At 70.8% G+C, this 16,822-nt stretch carries 17 protein-coding genes; 6 read left to right on the top strand and 11 right to left on the bottom strand.

The genetic code is table 11. The features are described from left to right. Nucleotides 1-9: 9 nt before the first annotated feature. Genes IEZ25_RS00475 through IEZ25_RS00460 form a run of 4 tightly spaced genes read right to left on the bottom strand, consistent with a single transcriptional unit; the run spans nt 10 to nt 3,913 of the window. Nucleotides 10-891, bottom strand: a complete 882-nt coding sequence (locus tag IEZ25_RS00475; protein WP_191197448.1) for an alpha/beta hydrolase — start codon at nt 889-891, stop codon at nt 10-12. Nucleotides 892-901: 10 nt separating this feature from the next. Then, nucleotides 902-1,468, bottom strand: coding sequence for an LURP-one-related/scramblase family protein (locus IEZ25_RS00470; RefSeq protein ID WP_191197447.1), 567 nt, complete (start codon nt 1,466-1,468; stop codon nt 902-904). Further along, a complete protein-coding gene (gene metG, locus IEZ25_RS00465; protein WP_191197446.1) occupies nt 1,465-3,258 on the bottom strand; it encodes a methionine--tRNA ligase in 1,794 nt (597 codons plus the stop codon). Before metG ends, IEZ25_RS00470 begins: the two co-directional genes overlap by 4 nt. A gap of 55 nt (nt 3,259-3,313) precedes the next feature. Beyond that, nucleotides 3,314-3,913: a DsbA family protein gene (locus tag IEZ25_RS00460; RefSeq protein WP_191197445.1), complete on the bottom strand. Its 600-nt coding sequence runs from the start codon at nt 3,911-3,913 to the stop codon at nt 3,314-3,316. Nucleotides 3,914-3,994: 81 nt separating this feature from the next. Between IEZ25_RS00460 and pepN the strand changes: the two genes are divergently transcribed. Continuing rightward, nucleotides 3,995-6,562, top strand: a complete 2,568-nt coding sequence (pepN, locus tag IEZ25_RS00455) for an aminopeptidase N (RefSeq protein ID WP_191197444.1) — start codon at nt 3,995-3,997, stop codon at nt 6,560-6,562. A 68-nt stretch (nt 6,563-6,630) separates the two neighbouring features. Here the strand turns inward: pepN and IEZ25_RS00450 are convergent, their stop codons facing one another. Both IEZ25_RS00450 and IEZ25_RS00445 read right to left on the bottom strand, forming a co-directional pair. Further along, nucleotides 6,631-7,014, bottom strand: a complete 384-nt coding sequence (locus IEZ25_RS00450; RefSeq protein WP_191197443.1) for a DUF5130 family protein — start codon at nt 7,012-7,014, stop codon at nt 6,631-6,633. After that, complete coding sequence (locus tag IEZ25_RS00445; protein WP_191197442.1) at nt 7,001-7,384, bottom strand: hypothetical protein; 384 nt, start codon at nt 7,382-7,384, stop codon at nt 7,001-7,003. Before IEZ25_RS00445 ends, IEZ25_RS00450 begins: the two co-directional genes overlap by 14 nt. Nucleotides 7,385-7,414: 30 nt before the next feature. On the opposite strand from IEZ25_RS00445, the gene IEZ25_RS00440 reads away from it, so the two are divergent. After that, on the top strand, nt 7,415-8,572 hold the full coding sequence (locus IEZ25_RS00440; protein WP_224748251.1) for a mechanosensitive ion channel family protein: 1,158 nt from the start codon (nt 7,415-7,417) through the stop codon (nt 8,570-8,572). An 11-nt stretch (nt 8,573-8,583) separates the two neighbouring features. After that, the gene (locus IEZ25_RS00435; protein WP_191197441.1) at nt 8,584-8,961 is read left to right on the top strand and encodes a globin; all 378 of its coding nucleotides are present in this window, start codon (nt 8,584-8,586) and stop codon (nt 8,959-8,961) included. A 33-nt stretch (nt 8,962-8,994) separates the two neighbouring features. Here IEZ25_RS00435 and IEZ25_RS00430 read toward each other — a convergent pair whose 3' ends face one another. Together IEZ25_RS00430 and IEZ25_RS00425 are read right to left on the bottom strand one after the other, a co-directional pair. Then, nucleotides 8,995-9,840, bottom strand: a complete 846-nt coding sequence (locus IEZ25_RS00430; protein WP_191197440.1) for an acyl-CoA thioesterase — start codon at nt 9,838-9,840, stop codon at nt 8,995-8,997. A gap of 76 nt (nt 9,841-9,916) precedes the next feature. Then, nucleotides 9,917-10,096 (bottom strand): hypothetical protein, encoded by a 180-nt coding sequence (locus tag IEZ25_RS00425; protein WP_191197439.1) that lies wholly within the window; start codon nt 10,094-10,096, stop codon nt 9,917-9,919. Nucleotides 10,097-10,234: 138 nt separating this feature from the next. On the opposite strand from IEZ25_RS00425, the gene IEZ25_RS22040 reads away from it, so the two are divergent. The 3 genes from IEZ25_RS22040 (at nt 10,235) to IEZ25_RS00410 (ending at nt 12,673) form a co-directional block, all read left to right on the top strand. Next, nucleotides 10,235-10,831 (top strand): TetR/AcrR family transcriptional regulator, encoded by a 597-nt coding sequence (locus IEZ25_RS22040; RefSeq protein ID WP_191197438.1) that lies wholly within the window; start codon nt 10,235-10,237, stop codon nt 10,829-10,831. Between the two features lie 85 nt (nt 10,832-10,916). After that, nucleotides 10,917-12,131, top strand: a complete 1,215-nt coding sequence (locus IEZ25_RS00415) for an acetyl-CoA C-acetyltransferase (protein WP_191197437.1) — start codon at nt 10,917-10,919, stop codon at nt 12,129-12,131. A 47-nt stretch (nt 12,132-12,178) separates the two neighbouring features. Further along, the gene (locus tag IEZ25_RS00410; protein ID WP_191197436.1) at nt 12,179-12,673 is read left to right on the top strand and encodes a MarR family winged helix-turn-helix transcriptional regulator; all 495 of its coding nucleotides are present in this window, start codon (nt 12,179-12,181) and stop codon (nt 12,671-12,673) included. Nucleotides 12,674-12,799: 126 nt separating this feature from the next. Here IEZ25_RS00410 and ettA read toward each other — a convergent pair whose 3' ends face one another. From ettA to IEZ25_RS00395, 3 genes are all read right to left on the bottom strand, one after another. Then, nucleotides 12,800-14,482 (bottom strand): energy-dependent translational throttle protein EttA, encoded by a 1,683-nt coding sequence (gene ettA / locus IEZ25_RS00405; RefSeq protein ID WP_191197435.1) that lies wholly within the window; start codon nt 14,480-14,482, stop codon nt 12,800-12,802. Nucleotides 14,483-14,533: 51 nt separating this feature from the next. Beyond that, nucleotides 14,534-14,971 carry a single-stranded DNA-binding protein gene (locus IEZ25_RS00400; protein WP_191197434.1) on the bottom strand — a complete coding sequence of 146 codons (438 nt, stop codon included), beginning with the start codon at nt 14,969-14,971 and terminating at the stop codon, nt 14,534-14,536. Nucleotides 14,972-15,137: 166 nt separating this feature from the next. Further along, a complete protein-coding gene (locus IEZ25_RS00395) occupies nt 15,138-16,793 on the bottom strand; it encodes a YfjP family GTPase (RefSeq protein ID WP_191197433.1) in 1,656 nt (551 codons plus the stop codon). Between the last annotated feature and the right edge of the window lie 29 nt (nt 16,794-16,822).

Genomic DNA, 16,822 nt, shown 5'->3' with positions numbered 1-16,822 from the left:
GTGGGAGACTCAGCCGAGGTGCTGGTCGAGGTAGCCCGAGACCGAGCGGACCAGCGGCTCGGACGCCGTGAAGGCCGCGTGTCGCCAGAAGCCGTGCGTCTGGCCCAGGCAGCGGATGCCGACTGTCTCCACGCCGGCCTCGGCGATCCGGCGGGCGAGCTCCTCGCCCTCGTCCCTCAGCGGGTCGTCCTCGGCCGTGGCCACGAACGTGGGCGGCAGCGTGTGCAGCCGCTCGGAGAGCAGCGGTGCGAGATCGGGGTCGTCGTAGTCGGCCTCGGTCCGGGCGTACTGCTCCCAGTACCAGGTCCCCTCGGACGGGTCGAAGCCCGAGCCGGCGCCCTGCTGCCACGAGGGGAAGCTGCCGCGCGGGTCGAGGAAGGGGTAGACGAGCGCGACCACGTCGAAGAACCCCGGGTTGCGCAGCGCGGCGACGAGCGCGAGGTTGCCGCCGGCCGAGTCGCCGTGGGCGGCGTACGGGCCGGTGAGGTCTGGTCGACCACCCTCGCGCCGCAGCCAGCCGACGACGGTGTCGAGGTCGTCGGGGGCGGCGGGGAACCGGTCCTCGGGCGGCCGGCGGTAGTCCACGCTCAGCACCCGGCGGCGCACGCGGTTGGCGAAGCGCCGGCACACCGCGTCGTGCACGTCGATGTCGTTGAGCACGAAGCCGCCGCCGTGCGCGTGCAGGACGAGACCGGGTCGCGGGTCGTCGGGGGTGTAGAGCCGGCAGCGCACGCCGTCGGCATCGACGTCCTCGACCGAGGCGACGCCCTCGCGCGGCAGGGCGAGGTTGGCCAGTCGCACCTCCTCGCGGTGCGCCGCGATGTCGAACCCGGGCGCGCTGAGGTCGGGGCCGGTGTCGGCCGCGACGGCAGCACGCACCTCGGGGTACATCACCGGGTGCTCACCGCGACATCAGGGCGTCGAGCGCGACCGCCACGGACGCCGCGACGCGGAAGTCGACCCGCTGGTCCGGCACCGACACGCGGTAGCGGTCGCCGATCGACATCGCCCGCTCGACGGAGAAGAGCGTCTGACCGGCGTCGTCGAGGAAGTCGAAGTGGATCGGCAGGAAGGGCAGCTCGGTGAAGCGACGCACCAGGGCGACGACCTGGTTGCGCTCGCGCCCGGTGCCGGCGTAGCCGGGACCCTCGATGTGGAAGGTGGAGCGCAGCAGCGACGCACCGAAGTCCTTGCGGAAGAATCCGATCTGGGCGCCGGACTCGTCGGTGATGTCGTAGCCGGCGTTGAGGTCGAGCCGCTGCCGGGCCTTGAAGCCGAAGACCGGTCGCGACTTGCCGGCGTCGGAGAAGAACGTGACCTGCTCCTTGAAGGCCAGCCGCTTCTGCTCGGCGAGCGCCATCAACCGCGTCGGCGTGCCGGCCTCGTCGGACTCGGAGACCTCGTAGCGGTTGATCATCATGGTCAGCTTCTGCTTCACCACGAAGTGGGGCAGGTACATCTCCGTCATCGCGCGAGCTCCTCCTCGATGACGGACGGGTCGAGCTTGGTGAAGACCGGCGTCGGCTTGGCGACCTTCGCGCCCACGACGACCGGTCGCGACTCCCACGTCGGCGTCGCGGAGTAGTCGCCGGTGATGATCGAGTACGCCGTGTGGCCTGCGCCGTTGTCGGGCTCGAGCTCGTCGACCTGCTCGATGCGCGGCATCGGCATGAGCTCGCCCTCACCGCCGATCACGGTGTGCACCTGGTTCGCGGCGTGCGGCAGGAAGGGTGCGAGAAGGGTGTTGCAGTCGCTCACGCACTGCGCCGCCACGTGCAGGACGGTGCCGAGGCGCTCGCGCTGCGACTCGTCCTTCATCTTGTAGGGCTCGGTGACCGTGAGGTACTTGTTCACCTCGCCGACCACGCGCATCGCCTCGGCGACCGCCGCCCGGAGCCGGTGCTTCTCGATGAGCGCGCCGACGCCCGCGAAGCCCTCGCGGACCGCGGCGAGCACCTGCTCGTCGACCTCCTCGAAGGGGCCGGCGGCGGGGATCTCGCCGAAGCTCTTGGCGATCATCGTGGCCGTCCGGTTGACCAGGTTGCCCCATCCGGCGACGAGCTCGGAGTTGTTGCGGGTCACGAAGTCGGCCCAGGTGAAGGCCGCGTCCGAGGTCTCGGGGCCGGCCGCGCAGATGTAGTAGCGCAGCGCGTCCGGTCCGTAGCGGGCGAGGAAGTCACCGACGTAGATGACGTTGCCGCGGCTGGTGGAGAACTGCGAGTCACCGAAGGTGAGGAACTCGCTGGAGACCACCTCGGTGGGCAGGTTGAGCGTGCCGAAGGCCCCCGGCTCCCCGCCGCGCGCCCCCGCGCCGTTGTGGGCCAGCAGCTCGGCGGGCCAGATCTGGGAGTGGAAGACGATGTTGTCCTTGCCCATGAAGTAGTAGGACTCCGCCGAGGCGTCGTTCCACCAGTCGCGCCACCGCTCCGGCTCACCCGAGCGCCGCGCCCACTCGATGGAGGCCGACAGGTAGCCGATGACCGCGTCGAACCAGACGTAGAGCCGCTTGGTCGGCTGGTCCTCCCAGCCCGGCACCGGGATGCCCCAGTCGATGTCGCGGGTCATCGCGCGCGGGCGGATCTCCTTGAGGATGTTCTGGCTGAACTTGATGACGTTGGGCCGCCAGAGGCCGGTCGCCTCGCGCTGGTCGAGCCACTCCCCCAGCGCGTCGGCCAGCGCCGGCAGGTCGAGGAAGTAGTGCTGGGTGTCGATGAACTGGGGCGTCTCCCCGTTGATCTTCGAGCGCGGGTCCTTCAGCTCGGTGGCGTCGAGCTGGTTGCCGCAGTTGTCGCACTGGTCGCCGCGGGCCTCGGTGTAGCCGCAGATCGGGCAGGTGCCCTCGATGTAGCGGTCGGGCAGGGTGCGGCCGGTCGACGGGCTGATCGCGGTCTTCGTGGTCTCCTCGACCATGTAGCCGTTGCGGCGACAGGTCTCGAACATCTCCTGCACGACCGAGTAGTGGTTGCCCGTGGTGGTGCGGGTGAAGAGGTCGTAGGACAGGCCCAGGCCGCAGAGGTCGTCGACGATCACCTGGTTGTACGTGTCGACGAGCTCGCGTGCCGGGACGCCCTCGTTGTCGGCGAGGACCAGGATCGGGGTGCCGTGCTCGTCGGTGCCGCTGACCATCAGCACGTCGTGGCCCGCCATCCGCATGAACCGGCTGAACACGTCGGAGGGCACGCCGAAACCGGCCACGTGGCCGATGTGGCGCGGGCCGTTGGTGTACGGCCAGGCGACGGCAGACAGGACACGAGTCATGGGGCGATCCTAGTGAGCGCGCGCCACCCGGTTTCCCCGGGCTCGCGGTCCGGCTTCAGGAGAAGTCGAGGTCGCCCGTGCGCGTGCGCTTGAGCTCGTAGAAGTAGGGGAACCTCGCGAGCGCCACTGCGCCGTCCCAGAGCTCGCCGGCCTCCTCGCCGCGCGGGATCTTGGACAGCACGGGACCGAAGAACGCCGAGCCCTCGATGTGGATGGTGGGCGTGCCGACGTCGTCGCCGACGGGGTCCATGCCCTCGTGGTGGCTCCGCGCCACCGCCTCGTCGAGCGACTCGTCGTCCCAGGCCTCCACCAGCTCGGCCGGCAGGCCCGCGTCGGCCAGCGCTGCCGCGGCGGCCTCCTTCGTGAGCTCCTCGCCGTTGTTGTGGTGGCGGGTGCCGATCGCGGTGTACCAGTCGCCGAGTGCGGTGTTGTCGTGCTCCTGCGCGATCTTGATGGCGACCCGGACCGGCTTCTCCTTGCCCGCGAGCATGTCGCGGTACTCCTGCGGGATGTCCTTGTCCTTGTTGAGGTACGCCAGGGACATCACGTGCCACTTCACGTCGATGTCGCGGACCTGCTCGACCTCGCGGATCCAGCGCGAGGTGATCCAGGCGAACGGGCAGAGCGGGTCGAACCAGAGGTCAGCGGTAGCCATGTCCACCTCAATCACGCACCGACCCCGATCTATTCCTGGCCGTTGTGGGCCGCCTCACGTCGCGGTGGCAGGATGCGCAGCATGCCTGGAACCAACCTCACCCGCGACGAGGCCGCTGCCCGCGCCACCCTGCTGGACGTCACGTCGTACGTCGTCGACCTCGACCTCACGAGCGCCACCAACGCCGACGAGTCGACCTTCGCCTCCACGACCACGCTCGAGTTCACCTGCCGCGAGCCGGGGGCGAGCACCTTCGCCGACCTGGTCGCGCCGGGCGTCCGCGAGATCACCCTCAACGGCCGCAGCCTCGACCCGGCGACGGCGTACGCCGACAGCCGGATCGCGCTCGACGGCCTCGAGGCCGCCAACACGCTCGTCGTCACCGCCGACTGCGCCTACTCCAACACCGGCGAGGGCCTGCACCGCTTCGTCGACCCCGCCGACGACCGGGTCTACCTCTACAGCCAGTTCGAGGTTCCCGACGCCCGCCGCGTCTTCACCACCTTCGAGCAGCCCGACCTGAAGGCCGTCTTCACCTTCAACGTGACCGCTCCCGCCCACTGGCTGGTCGTCTCCAACGCCGCCACCCCGGAGCCCACGCCCGTCAGCGACGGCGTCGCGGTCTGGAACTTCCCGACCACCAAGAGGATGTCGACCTACATCACCGCCATCGTCGCCGGCGAGTACCACGGCGAGTTCGACACCTACGAGGGCAAGTTCGGCACGATCCCCCTGGGTCACTACTGCCGTCAGTCGCTCAAGGACCACATGGACACCGCCGAGCTGGTGAAGCTGACCAAGCAGAGCTTCGAGTTCTTCGAGGAGCAGTTCGACTACCCCTACCCGTTCGGGAAGTACGACCAGCTCTACGTCCCGGAGTACAACGCGGGTGCCATGGAGAACGCCGGCTGCGTGACGCTGCGCGACGAGTACCTCCCCCGCAGCCGCCAGCCGCGCTCGTTCTTCGAGTTCCGCGCCTCGGTCATCACGCACGAGATGGCGCACATGTGGTTCGGCGACCTGGTGACCATGAAGTGGTGGGACGACCTCTGGCTCAACGAGTCGTTCGCCGAGTGGGCCTGCTACTGGTGCGAGGCCAACGCGACCGAGTTCGACGACGCCTGGACCGGCTTCGCCAACGCCCGCAAGCAGACCGGCTACCGCGCCGACCAGCTGCCCTCGACCCACCCGATCGCGGCCGACAACGTCGACCTGCACGCGGTCGAGGTCAACTTCGACATGATCACCTACGCCAAGGGCGCCTCGGTGCTCAAGCAGCTCGTCGCGTGGGTGGGCATCGACCCGTTCCTCGAGGGCCTGCGCGCCTACTTCCGGGAGTGGGAGTACGGGAACCCGGAGTTCAAGGACCTGCTCGCCACGCTCGAGAAGTCCTCCGGACGCGAGCTCCAGGGCTGGGCGCGTGAGTGGTTGCAGACCGCGGGCGTCAACACCCTCGCCCCGGCCTTCGAGCTCGACAGCGAGGGCCGCTACACGACCTTCGCCGTCGAGCAGACCGCCCACCCGGACTGGCCCACCCTGCGCCGGCACCGTCTCGGCATCGGCCTGTACGACGCGGTGCAGGACGAGAACGGCGAGGCCCGGCTGGTCCGGCGCGACTACGTCGAGATCGACGTCGAGGGCGCGACCACCGAGGTCCCCGAGCTCGCCGGCGTCGCACAGCCCGCACTGCTGCTGCTCAACGACGAGGACCACGCCTACGCCAAGATCCGCCTCGACGAGCGGTCGCTCGCGACGGCGATCTCGTCGCTCTCCACGTTCGACGACTCCCTGCCGCGAGCCCTGGTCTGGGGCGCGGCGTGGGACATGACCCGCGATGCCGAGATGCGCACCCGCGACTGGGTCGACCTGGTGCTGGCCAACATCGGCGCGGAGACCGACGCCTGGGCGGTGACCCGGATCCCCGCGTCGACGGCGATGGCCGTCGCCGCCTACTCCGACCCCGCCCACCGCGCCGAGCTGCGGGAGACGTGGGAGTCGGGGCTGCGCGAGCTGCTCGTGGCCGCTGCGCCCGGCAGCGACCACCAGCTCACCTTCGCCCGCTCCTACGCCGGCGCCGCCCGCAGCGACGAGGCGCTCGGCGAGCTGATCGGCCTCCTCGACGGGTCGTTCGCCGTCGAGGGGCTCGCGGTCGACCAGGACATGCGCTGGACGCTGATCAACGCGCTCGCCCGGGCCGGGCGATTCGGCGACGCCGAGATCGACGCCGAGCTCGAGGTCGACCAGACCATCTCCGGCAAGGAGCAGGCCGCCGCCGCCCGGGCCTCGCAGCCCACCGCGGAGGCCAAGGAAGCGGCCTGGAACGCCGTCCTCGACCCGTCGACGCCCAACGAGACCGCTCGCGAGATCGCGTTCTCCACCTTCCGCTACGGGCAGGAGGACGTCGTCGCGCCCTACCTGGAGAAGTTCCTCACCGCGTCCGAGACCCTGGTCGACGTGCTGGGCTTCCACAAGGCGTCCGTGGTGCTCGAGTACGGCTTCCCGAAGTCGCTGGGCTCGGCCGAGACGCTGGCGCGCCTCGATGAGTGGCTCGCCGACAACAACGCGCCCAAGCAGGCACAGCGCTACATCGGCGAGGCCCGTGCCGACATCGCCCGAGCCCTGGCCGCGCAGGCCTGCGACGCCGGCTGACATCTGCTGGTCGAGGTGTGAGGAGCCCCTCCCCGCGAGCGATCGCGGAGAGGGGCTCTTCGCTCGACTCAGGCGTGGAGGGTGTTCTGCGGGCGGGCGTGCTCGGCGAGCATCGCGATGCCTCGCTGGAGCCCGACCAGCAGGTTGCCGGCGGCGAACTCCGACGACATGGCCAGCACGGCCAGCTCGACCTCGGCGTCACTGAGCCGACGGCGTACGTCACCGCCCGTGACGACCTCGATCACCCGGCGGCTCGGGTCGACGAGGACCAGCAGGCTCCGCGACGGCGCGACCAGGCGGTTGTGCAGGCGCGTGGCCCAGGCCCGGGTGTCGTCACCCTCTGCGGGGCCGACGTAGACGGAGAACTCGAAGCGGCAGGTCTCCTCGGCGACGCGGATCGCCCGGTCGAGCGCCAGCCGGTCGGACTCGGTCAGCGGCTCACCAGCGGCCACTTGCGCCACCCGCCCGGGAGTCCTCGCCGTCGGGGGCCGGGAGCTCGGCGACGCCCTGCCGCGGGCCACCGATCCACTGGGCCTGCGCGTGGGCGTCACCGGAGTGGTCGGGCAGCAGCTTCTCGCCTCGGACCATCGCCGGGAGGTAGACCGCGAGCGCGATGAGCACGAACAGCAGCAGCGGGCCACCGACGAGGACGCCCAGGGTGTGGAGGGCGTCGAGGTGCGAGTGGTCGTACTGGCCTCCCCAGCCCTCGGGCACGTCGGCGTGGGCCGGTGCGGCCAGCAGGGCCAGCACGGGAGCACCGGTCAGGACGAGGCCGTGGAGGCCTCGGCGGGACGAGCGGGGGCGGCTGACGGGCGTGCTCACGAGTACCAGGCTATCTGCATACTGGCGGGCATGCCTCACCCCCTCACCACCGCGATCATGAACGTGACCGAGGTCTCCGGGAGCGGGACCACTCCACACAGCCTCCTCGCCACCTGCACCCCCGAGAAGTGGCTCTGCACGTGGGTGCTGGACCGGACGGGCAACGAGGGGCTGGCCGACGTGAGCGACTGGATCGTCGGCAAGCCGAGCGCCCTCGTGGGGCTGCTCCTCATCGGCTTCCTCGTCCGGTGGCTGCTCCACCGGATCATCGACCGGATCGTCAAGCGCGCCGAGATCGGCGTGCTCCCCAACCGGCTGAGCCGGGCCATCGCCGGAGGCAAGGTGGGGGCCGCGCTCAACCTCACCGAGGACCCGGGCTACTCGCGCCGGGTTCAGCGGGCCAGCACCATGGGGTCGTTGCTCAAGAGCATCGTCTCCGGCGTCGTCTTCACCGTCATCGCGCTGATGTTCATCTCCGAGCTCGGCTACGACATCGCTCCCCTGATCGCGAGCGCGGGCATCATCGGCGTCGCGCTCGGCTTCGGCTCCCAGGCGCTGGTGAAGGACTTCCTCTCCGGGATCTTCATGATCTTCGAGGACCAGTACGGCGTCGGCGACGAGGTCGACCTCGGCGAGGCCTCCGGGACCGTCGAGGCCGTCAGCCTGCGGGTCACGCGCCTGCGCGACGTCAACGGCACCGTCTGGTACGTCCGCAACGGCGAGATCCTGCGGGTCGGCAACATGAGCCAGAACTGGGCGCGCACCGTGCTCGACGTCAGGGTCGGCTACGGCGACGACCTGGTGCGGGTCCAGCAGGTGCTGGCCGAGATCGGCCGCGACCTGTGGACCGACGAGGACTTCAGGGGGCGGGTGATCGAGGAGCCCTCGGTCTGGGGCATCCAGGACCTCGGTCCGGAGTCGGTCGTGGTCCGGGTCGCGATGAAGACGGCCCCGCTCGAGCAGTGGGCCGTCGCGCGGGAGATGCGCCAGCGGATCAAGGCACGCTTCGACCTCGAGGGCTTCGAGATGCCGGCTGCCCAGCGCGTGTCCTGGACGCGCGAGGACGGCGACACCGCCGAGGACCCCGACGGCGTCCTCCCCCCGGCCGCCGCGGACGACCAGCCGCCCGCCCGCGGGCCGCGCCGGGCCGAGACGGAGTCGACCGAGGTCGGCGAGGACCCGTCCTGAACAATGGCGGCGTGACCACCACCTTCTACGACGAGATCGGCGGCGAGTCGACGATCCGCACGATCGTGCACCGCTTCTACGAGGGTGTGGCCGACGACGAGCTGCTGCGCCCGATGTATCCCGAGGAGGACCTCGGCCCGGCCGAGGAGCGGTTCACGCTCTTCCTGATGCAGTACTGGGGTGGTCCGACGACGTACTCCGACAACCGGGGTCACCCTCGCCTGCGGATGCGGCACGCGCCGTTCGAGGTCACCCCCGCCGCCGCGGAGCGGTGGCTCGTGCACTTCCGCGCGGGCCTCGACGCGGCCGGCCTGCCCGCGGACCAGGACGAGCGGTTCTGGGACTACGTCACCCACGCCGCGCAGTTCATGGTGAACACCCTGGAGTGACCAGCGGGCGGCGACGGTGCCGGCGACGTCGGGTCAGGCCGTGACCAGCCCGCGGAACCGGTCCGGCACCGGGGTCGGACGACCGGTCTCGTTGTCCATGCAGACCCCGACCACCCGGGCCCGGGCGAGGACCTGGTCACCGTCGCGCACCACGGACTCGAAGACGACCGACGTGCTGCCGATGCGCGATACCCAGGTGCGGCAGTCGTACGGCTCGGGGCGGAACAGGATCGGGCGCTTGTAGTCGACGTCGGTCTGGGCGACGACCAGGTGGTAGCCGTCATCGAGCTCGCGGCCGTGGGCGGCCATCAGATGGATGCGCGCCTCCTGGAAGTACTCGAAGTACTTCACGTTGTTGACGTGGCCGTAGACGTCGACGTCGCTGAACCGCACGTGCACGGGATAGCTGCCGCCCGGCACGTCGATCGGCTCCGGGGCGGCGGTCGGGCGCACCGGCTCCGCGGGCTCGAGGAGCCGGCCCAGCATGTCCCTCTCCTCGGGGTGCAGCCTGCGCGGGCGCTCGGTGGCGAAGACGTACGGCGTCAGCACGGTGCGAGCCTCGAGGTGGACCGTTCGCTCGCCGGCGTCGTCCTCGGCGAAGATCTCGTAGGCCATCGTGAAGCTCGCCGCGCGGACCTCCGTCACCCAGCACTCGATCGAGACCGGCGCCGGGCCGAAGGTGAGGGACGAGACGTAGGTGACCTCGTGCCGGACCACCACCACGCCCTCGGCCAGGTCCTCGCTGCGGCTGTGGGGGGCGTGCGTGCGGAACAGGTCGACGCGCGCCTCCTGGAGGTAGTCGACGTAGGTGACGTTGTTGACGTGGCCGAGCAGGTCGAGGTCGGCCCACCTCAGCGGGCAGCGGTAGAGATGGCGCACGCCCCGATCGTCGCAGACGCGCGTGGTCGGGGCGGCGGGAGAGTCGCCCGGCGGGACGGCGTCCGGCCAGGGTGGATCAGGCGAAGTGCAGGCGACCGTAGTAGGCCGGGATGGACTCGTGGCGGGCCTGGCGGTCGCGACGGGTCTCTCGGAGCGCGGCGGGGACCGTCGCAGCGATGAGCACGAGCGAGGCGAGGACGGCGACGGCGACGATGGCCAGCAGCGTGATGACGGCGGCGGGAGAGAGGAGCTCCATGGTTCCGGTTCCTTCCAGAGGCTGGACTTTCTACTTATGTAGAAGCCTACTCTTCTACGGCTGTAGTACAAGTCGGCCCGGTAGTGTCGTGCGTCACGAGCCGGGGACGAGCTCCCACCAGCGCGCGAGGAGGGTGATGTGAGCACAGCGAGCGGCGAGCTCTCGCCGCGTCGCCGCGAGATCCTCGCGGCCGCCACGACCGTGCTCGCCCAGCAGGGGAACCGGGGCCTCACCCACCGCGCGGTGGACCGGGAGGCCGGACTTCCCGAGGGCAGCTCGTCGGCCTACTTCCGCACCCGCGACGCGCTGATCGGGGCCCTCGGGGCGTTCGTAGCCGATCGTCTGGCCGACGACGTGCGCGCACTCGGCAGCCGACTGGCCTCGTGTCCCGGAGACCACGAGCGCGCCGTCGCCGAGGTGTCGAGGTTGTTCTCCCACTGGCTGGACCAGCCCGACCTCCTCGCCGCCCGTCTCGAGCTGACGGTGGCGGCCACGCGCGACACCGCGCTGGCCGAGCGCTTCACGCAGTGGCGCGAGGACCTGCTGGGGACGGTGCGCGAGCTGATGAGCGCCGCGGGCGAGGACGGTGGTGCCTCCGCGGAGACGCTCGTCGCCGCTCTCGACGGTGTGCTCCTCGCGTCGCTCATGCTGCCGACGCGGCGGAGGCGGGCCTTCGTCGGCGAGAGCGTGGAGCAGCTGCTGGCGGGGCTGGGCGGCGAGCCGGGCCGCGCCTGACCCCTCCGACCGGTCGCCTGCCGTCGCGCGAGGACGGGCTAGGGTGCCGAGAGCCAGTGCAACCGACGAGTAACCGGAGTTCTCCATGCCCGAGGCAGTGATCGTTTCCGCAGCCCGCTCCCCCATCGGCCGGGCCAACAAGGGCTCGCTGAAGGACTTCCGACCCGACGACCTCACCGCCCTGGTCGTGCAGGCCGCGCTCGACAAGATCCCTGACCTCGACCCGACCACGATCGAGGACCTGCTCCTCGGCTGCGGCCTGCCCGGCGGCGAGTCCGGCAACAACATGGCCCGCGTCGTCACCACCCTCCTCGGCCTTGAGGTCCCCGGCGCGACCGTCACCCGCTACTGCTCCTCCTCGGTGCAGACCACCCGGATGGCCTTCCACGCCATCAAGGCCGGCGAGGGCGACCTCTTCGTCTCCGCCGGCGTCGAGACCGTGTCCCGCTTCGCCAAGGGCACCTCCGACCACATCCCCGGCACCCGCAACCCCCTCTTCGACGACGCCGGCGCCCGCACCGACGACTACGCCCAGGGCGGGCAGGACTGGCACGACCCCCGCGAGGACGGCCAGCTCCCCGACATCTACATCGCCATGGGCCAGACCGCGGAGAACGTCGCCCGCCTGCGCGGCCTGGACCGCCAGGAGCTCGACGAGTTCGCCGTCCGCTCGCAGAACCTCGCCGAGAAGGCCATCGCCGACGGCTTCTGGGCCCGCGAGATCACCCCCGTCACCACCCCCGACGGCACGGTCGTGACGAAGGACGACGGCCCCCGCGCCGGGGTGACGTACGACGCCATCGCCGGCCTCGACCCCGTCTTCCGCCCCGACGGCGTGGTCACCGCCGGCAACTGCTGCGCCCTCAACGACGGCGCCGCAGCCGTCGTCATCATGTCCGACACCAAGGCCGCCGAGCTCGGCCTCACCCCGCTCGCCCGCATCGTGTCCACCGGCGTCTCGGGCCTCTCGCCGGAGATCATGGGCCTCGGCCCCGTCGAGGCCACCAAGAACGCCCTCAAGCACGCCGGCATGAGCATCGGCGACATCGACCTCGTCGAGATCAACGAGGCCTTCGCCGCGCAGGTCGTCCCGTCCTACCAGGACCTCGGCATCGACCTCGACCGCCTCAACGTCAACGGCGGCGCCATCGCCGTCGGACACCCCTTCGGCATGACCGGCGCCCGACTCCAGAACACCATGCTCAACAGCCTCGACTTCCACGACAAGACCACCGGCCTGATCACCATGTGCGTCGGCGGCGGCCAGGGCATGGCCATGATCATGGAGCGTATCTCCTGAGCCGCGACCTCACGCGCGGGGCGACGCGGGCGCACTAAGGTGCCTGCATGACCACGACGGGGGAGCCGCGCTGGCTCGACGACGGCCAACAGCACTCGTGGCGTGCCCTGATGATGGGCATGACGCTGCTGGAGGAACGCCTCGACGACGACCTGCGCCGGGAGTTCGGCATGTCACTCACCGAGTACGAGGTGCTGGTCCGCCTCTCCGAGCGGCCCAACCGCGCCATGCGGATGGCCCAGCTCGCCGACGCGATGGCCCACTCCCGCAGCCGGGTGACCCACACGGTCGCCCGGATGGAGCAGGCGGGCTACGTCACTCGCGGCACCACTCCCGAGGACGGTCGCGGTGTCGTCGCGACGATGACGCAGGCCGGCTACGACCTGCTCGTGAAGGCTGCGCCGTGCCACGTCGAGAGCGTGCGTCGCAACATCGTCGACCTCGTGCCCGACGCCGACTTCGCCGCCGTCGGCCGGGTCTTCGACCGGGTCGCCGACCACCTCGTGACCCGCCACCCGGAGGCGGAGATCCGGCAGGGCTGACATGCGCCCGCCGCCCACCGCCGGGCTGGAGTCACCGGATATCCGGTGACTCCCCCGGTTTGCACCCGAGATCTAGGCCGACAAGCGGGAGACTCGGGTGCACAGTACGACGCTGAGGACCCGAGGTCAGTCGCGCGTCAGGCGGCGGTGCGTGACCCGGTGGGGCCGCGCGGCGTCGATGCCGAGCCGCTCGATCTTGTTCTCCTCGTAGGCGGCGAAGTTGCCCTCGAACCAGAACCACTTGGCCGGGTCGGCGTCGTCGCCCTCCCAGGCCAGGATGTGGGTCGCGACGCGGTCGAGGAACCACCGGTCGTGGGAGGTGACAACGGCGCAGCCCGGGAAGTCGAGCAGCGCGTCCTCCAGCGAGGACAGCGTCTCGACGTCGAGGTCGTTGGTGGGCTCGTCGAGGAGCAGCATGTTGCCGCCCATCTTGAGCGTCAGGGCGAGGTTGAGACGGTTGCGCTCACCACCGGAGAGCACGCCGGCCTTCTTCTGCTGGTCGGGTCCCTTGAAGCCGAAGGAGGCGACGTAGGCGCGACTGTTCATCTCGAAGTTGGCGACCTTGATGAAGTCGAGGCCGTCGGAGACGACCTCCCAGACGTTCTTCTGGGGGTCGATGCCGCCACGGGTCTGGTCGACGTAGGAGATCTTCACGGTCTGGCCGACCTTGAGGTCACCCGCGTCGGGCTCCTCCTGCCCGGTGATCATCCGGAACAGGGTGGTCTTGCCGACGCCGTTGGGGCCGATCACGCCGACGATGCCGGCGCGCGGGAGCTTGAAGGAGAGGTCGTGCATGAGGGTGCGTCCCTCGAAGCCCTTCTCCAGGTCGTCGGCCTCCAGCACGATGTCGCCGAGACGCGGCCCCGCGGGGATGTTGATCTCGGAGGTGTCGATCTTGCGCATCCGGTCGGCCTCGGCCGCCATCTCCTCGTAGCGCGCGAGGCGCGACCTGCTCTTGGTCTGGCGGGCCTTCGCGTTGGAGCGGACCCACTCCAGCTCCTTCTCGAGCATCTTGGCGCGCTTGGCGTCCTTCTGCCCCTCGACCTTCAGACGGTCGCGCTTGGTCTCGAGGTAGGTCGAGTAGTTGCCCTCGTAGCCGTGGATCTGGCCGCGGTCGACCTCGGCGATCCACTCGGCGACGTTGTCGAGGAAGTAGCGGTCGTGGGTGATCGCCATGACGGCGCCCGGGTAGGTCTTGAGGTGGCCCTCGAGCCACTGGACCGACTCGGCGTCGAGGTGGTTGGTGGGCTCGTCGAGGAGCAGCAGGTCGGGCTGCTCGAGCAGCAGCTTGCACAGCGCGACGCGGCGCCGCTCACCACCGGAGAGGTTGTCGACCAGCACGTCCGGCGGCGGGCAGCGCAGCGCGTCCATCGCCTGGTCGAGACGGCTGTCGAGGTCCCACGCGTTGGCGTTGTCGAGCTCGGTCTGGAGGTCGCCGGTCTCCTGCATGAGGGCGTCCTGGTCGGCGTCGGGCTCGCCCATCTCCATGTAGGCGTCCTCGAGGCGCTTCATCTTGCCCTTGAGGTCGGCGACCGCCTCCTCGACGTTCTCCAGGACGGTCTTGCCCTCGGTCAGCGGCGGCTCCTGCTGGAGCATCCCGACCGTGGCCTCGGGGTCCTTGATCGCGTCGCCGTTGTTGGCGTGCTCGAGGCCCGCCATGATCTTGAAGAGCGTGGACTTGCCCGCGCCGTTGGGTCCGACGACACCGATCTTGGCGCCGTGGAGGAAGGAGAGGGTGACGTTGTCGAGAACGACCTTGTCACCGTGGGCCTTGCGCACGTTGCGCAGTGTGAAGACGTACTCAGCCATGTCGGCCAGCCTAGGGGGCGGGGGCCTCCCGCCGACAATCGCCCGGGAGCCTCAGGCAGCCGCCTGCTCGCCAGCCTGCCCGGTCGGCTGTGCGACCGGCTGTGCGACCGGCTGATCATCGCCGGGGGCCTCGAGCGGCGCCGGCCTCGCGAACGTCGTGGTGCCCTGCGACAGGTCGTGTCCCACCGCGCTCGCGACCACCTCGAACGACGTCTGGGGCTTGCCGTCGCGCTCCCAGGCGTCGGCGACGAGCCGGCCGTGGACCACGACCGGGTCGCCACTGTGGAGCGACGTCGCCGCGTGCCGGGCCAGCCTGCCCCACGCCTTCACGGTGTGCCAGGACGTCGTGCCCTTGATCCACTCGCCGTCGCGGAAGCGCGTGGGAGTGCACGCGACGCGGAAGGACGCCACCTGGCGTCCCTCGCCGACGTCGCGCAGGGTGACCTCGCCGCCGATCCAGCCGGTCAGGGTGATCTGGGTGTCGTACATCGCGGGTGCTCCTCGGGAGGGGCGGCGGTGGGTCCGCCGCGGTGCCACCCAGGCTCCACCCGTCGACCGACCGGCACCACGGACGGCGCGGACCCGCTGTGGAGAACCCCGCCGACGGGCTCCCTGTGGACACCCAGTGGCCCGAGAGCCGATCGGCGGTCGAGCGTCAGCGCAGAGCGACGGCGAGACCCTCGCGGACCTCGGAGTACGACGCCAGCTCGGCCTGGATCGGCGCGACGACCATCTCCGCCGACACCTCCGAGATGGCCTTGCGCAGCCGCTTGTCCGCAGCGCGTGCCCGCGACCTCGCCGTCGACGCGACCAGCCACCGGCACACGAGCGCGAGGAGCAGCCCCAGCACGATCCCGCCGACCAGCAGGAGCGTCGGCAGCGGGAAAGCCCCGACCGACGGGGTGGGCGGCTCGGGCACGCGGGCGTAGGTGCCGAGGGCGAGCACCGCGAGCCAGGCCGCACCGATGATCGCCGAGACGATGAGGACGTACTGCAGGATCCGCACGAGCCCGGCCCACGCCGGGATCTTCTCGGCCCCGAGGTCGGTCGTGGCGACTGCCCGGTCGAGCCGGTCGCCCAGGTCGGGCAGGCGGGAGACGGAGGCGGAGCGGACCGCGCTGGCCCACGACGGCGCCATCGGCTCGCTGACCTGGTCGGCGAGCGCACGCACCTCGGTGTCGATCCGGGCGCGCTGGACACCGGTGGCCTTCGGCACGGACGTGCGCGCCGCTCCGGTCAGCTGCTTGCCGGACGAGCCCAGGTCGAGATGCAGCCGCTTGAGCGGGTCGGGCTTGAGCCGGGAGAACCACGCCGTGACCGGCCAGCCGGTGGCGCGGTTGGCCCGGATCCGGGTGGAGTCGGCGACCGCCTTCACCACCGTCGGCACACCGGCCGCCTCGGCGAACGCGTCGTCGAGCGCGGCGACCCGCTCCGGCGACAGCGTCGGCGCCTTGCCGCTGCCTGCGGCGTCCTCCAGGCGCTGGGCGGCCGACTTGACGTCGGCCTCGAGCCGGGAGCGGGTGACCTTCTTCTCCGCGACGCGCTGGGCGATCATGCCGCGCAGCTCGTCGATCCCCCAGCCCTGCCGGGCGCTGACCGGCAGCACCGGCACGCCGGCCAGGCCGTCGGCCTCGAGGAGGCGGCGCACGTCCTCGACCATGGCGACGCGGCGGTCCTCGGGGACGGTGTCGATGTGGTTAAGGACGACGAGCATCACGTCGCTGTGGCCGGCGAGCGGCTTGAGGAAGCGGTCGTGGATCGCGGCGTCGGCGTACTTCTGCGGGTCGAGGACCCAGACCAGCATGTCGGCGAGCTGCACCAGGCGCTCGACCTCGAGGTGGTGGGAGACCTCGGTGGAGTCGTGGTCGGGCAGGTCGAGCAGCACGACACCGCGCATCTCGACGTCCTCGTCGGCCTTCGACAGCATCGAGTCGCGCGTCACCTGGTGGCGGGCGGGGATGCCGAGCCACTCGAGCAGCTCCTCGGCGCCCTCCTTGCCCCACACCACCGCGGTGGCCCACGACGTGGTGGGACGGCGTACGCCGACCGCGGCGAGCTCGAGCCCGCTGAGCGAGTTGAAGGTGGAGGACTTGCCGGACCCGGTGGCTCCGCCCAGCGCGACGACCGTGTGGTCGGCCGAGAGCCGCAGGCGGCTGGCCGCGCGGGCGGCGACGGTGGTGGCGTCCTCGACCACGGCCTCGTCGACGCGACCGCGCGCCGCAGCCGCGGCGCGCTCGAGTCCCTCGACGCGGGCGCCGATGTCAGAGCTCCGGGTGACCAGCTTCTTGGCCCCTTCGAGCAACGACGTCATCTCTCCCTCACGGTCCGGGTGGCTGTGGA

The sequence above is a fragment of the Nocardioides hwasunensis genome, from assembly GCF_014779665.1.
Lineage (GTDB): Bacteria > Actinomycetota > Actinomycetes > Propionibacteriales > Nocardioidaceae > Nocardioides > Nocardioides hwasunensis.
This window is presented reverse-complemented; position numbering and strand designations above follow the sequence as displayed.

Excerpts from the sequence above, each read along its gene's own strand:
- ettA (WP_191197435.1), bottom strand. The coding sequence starts at position 14,482 with ATGGCTGAGTACGTCTTCACACTGCGCAACGTGCGCAAGGCCCACGGT.
- IEZ25_RS00470 (WP_191197447.1), bottom strand. The coding sequence starts at position 1,468 with ATGACGGAGATGTACCTGCCCCACTTCGTGGTGAAGCAGAAGCTGACC.
- pepN (WP_191197444.1), top strand. The coding sequence starts at position 3,995 with ATGCCTGGAACCAACCTCACCCGCGACGAGGCCGCTGCCCGCGCCACC.
- IEZ25_RS00460 (WP_191197445.1), bottom strand. The coding sequence starts at position 3,913 with ATGGCTACCGCTGACCTCTGGTTCGACCCGCTCTGCCCGTTCGCCTGG.
- IEZ25_RS00400 (WP_191197434.1), bottom strand. The coding sequence starts at position 14,971 with ATGTACGACACCCAGATCACCCTGACCGGCTGGATCGGCGGCGAGGTC.
- IEZ25_RS00415 (WP_191197437.1), top strand. The coding sequence starts at position 10,917 with ATGCCCGAGGCAGTGATCGTTTCCGCAGCCCGCTCCCCCATCGGCCGG.
- IEZ25_RS00475 (WP_191197448.1), bottom strand. The coding sequence starts at position 891 with ATGTACCCCGAGGTGCGTGCTGCCGTCGCGGCCGACACCGGCCCCGAC.
- IEZ25_RS00440 (WP_224748251.1), top strand. The coding sequence starts at position 7,415 with ATGCCTCACCCCCTCACCACCGCGATCATGAACGTGACCGAGGTCTCC.
- IEZ25_RS00395 (WP_191197433.1), bottom strand. The coding sequence starts at position 16,793 with ATGACGTCGTTGCTCGAAGGGGCCAAGAAGCTGGTCACCCGGAGCTCT.
- IEZ25_RS00425 (WP_191197439.1), bottom strand. The coding sequence starts at position 10,096 with ATGGAGCTCCTCTCTCCCGCCGCCGTCATCACGCTGCTGGCCATCGTC.
- metG (WP_191197446.1), bottom strand. The coding sequence starts at position 3,258 with ATGACTCGTGTCCTGTCTGCCGTCGCCTGGCCGTACACCAACGGCCCG.
- IEZ25_RS00410 (WP_191197436.1), top strand. The coding sequence starts at position 12,179 with ATGACCACGACGGGGGAGCCGCGCTGGCTCGACGACGGCCAACAGCAC.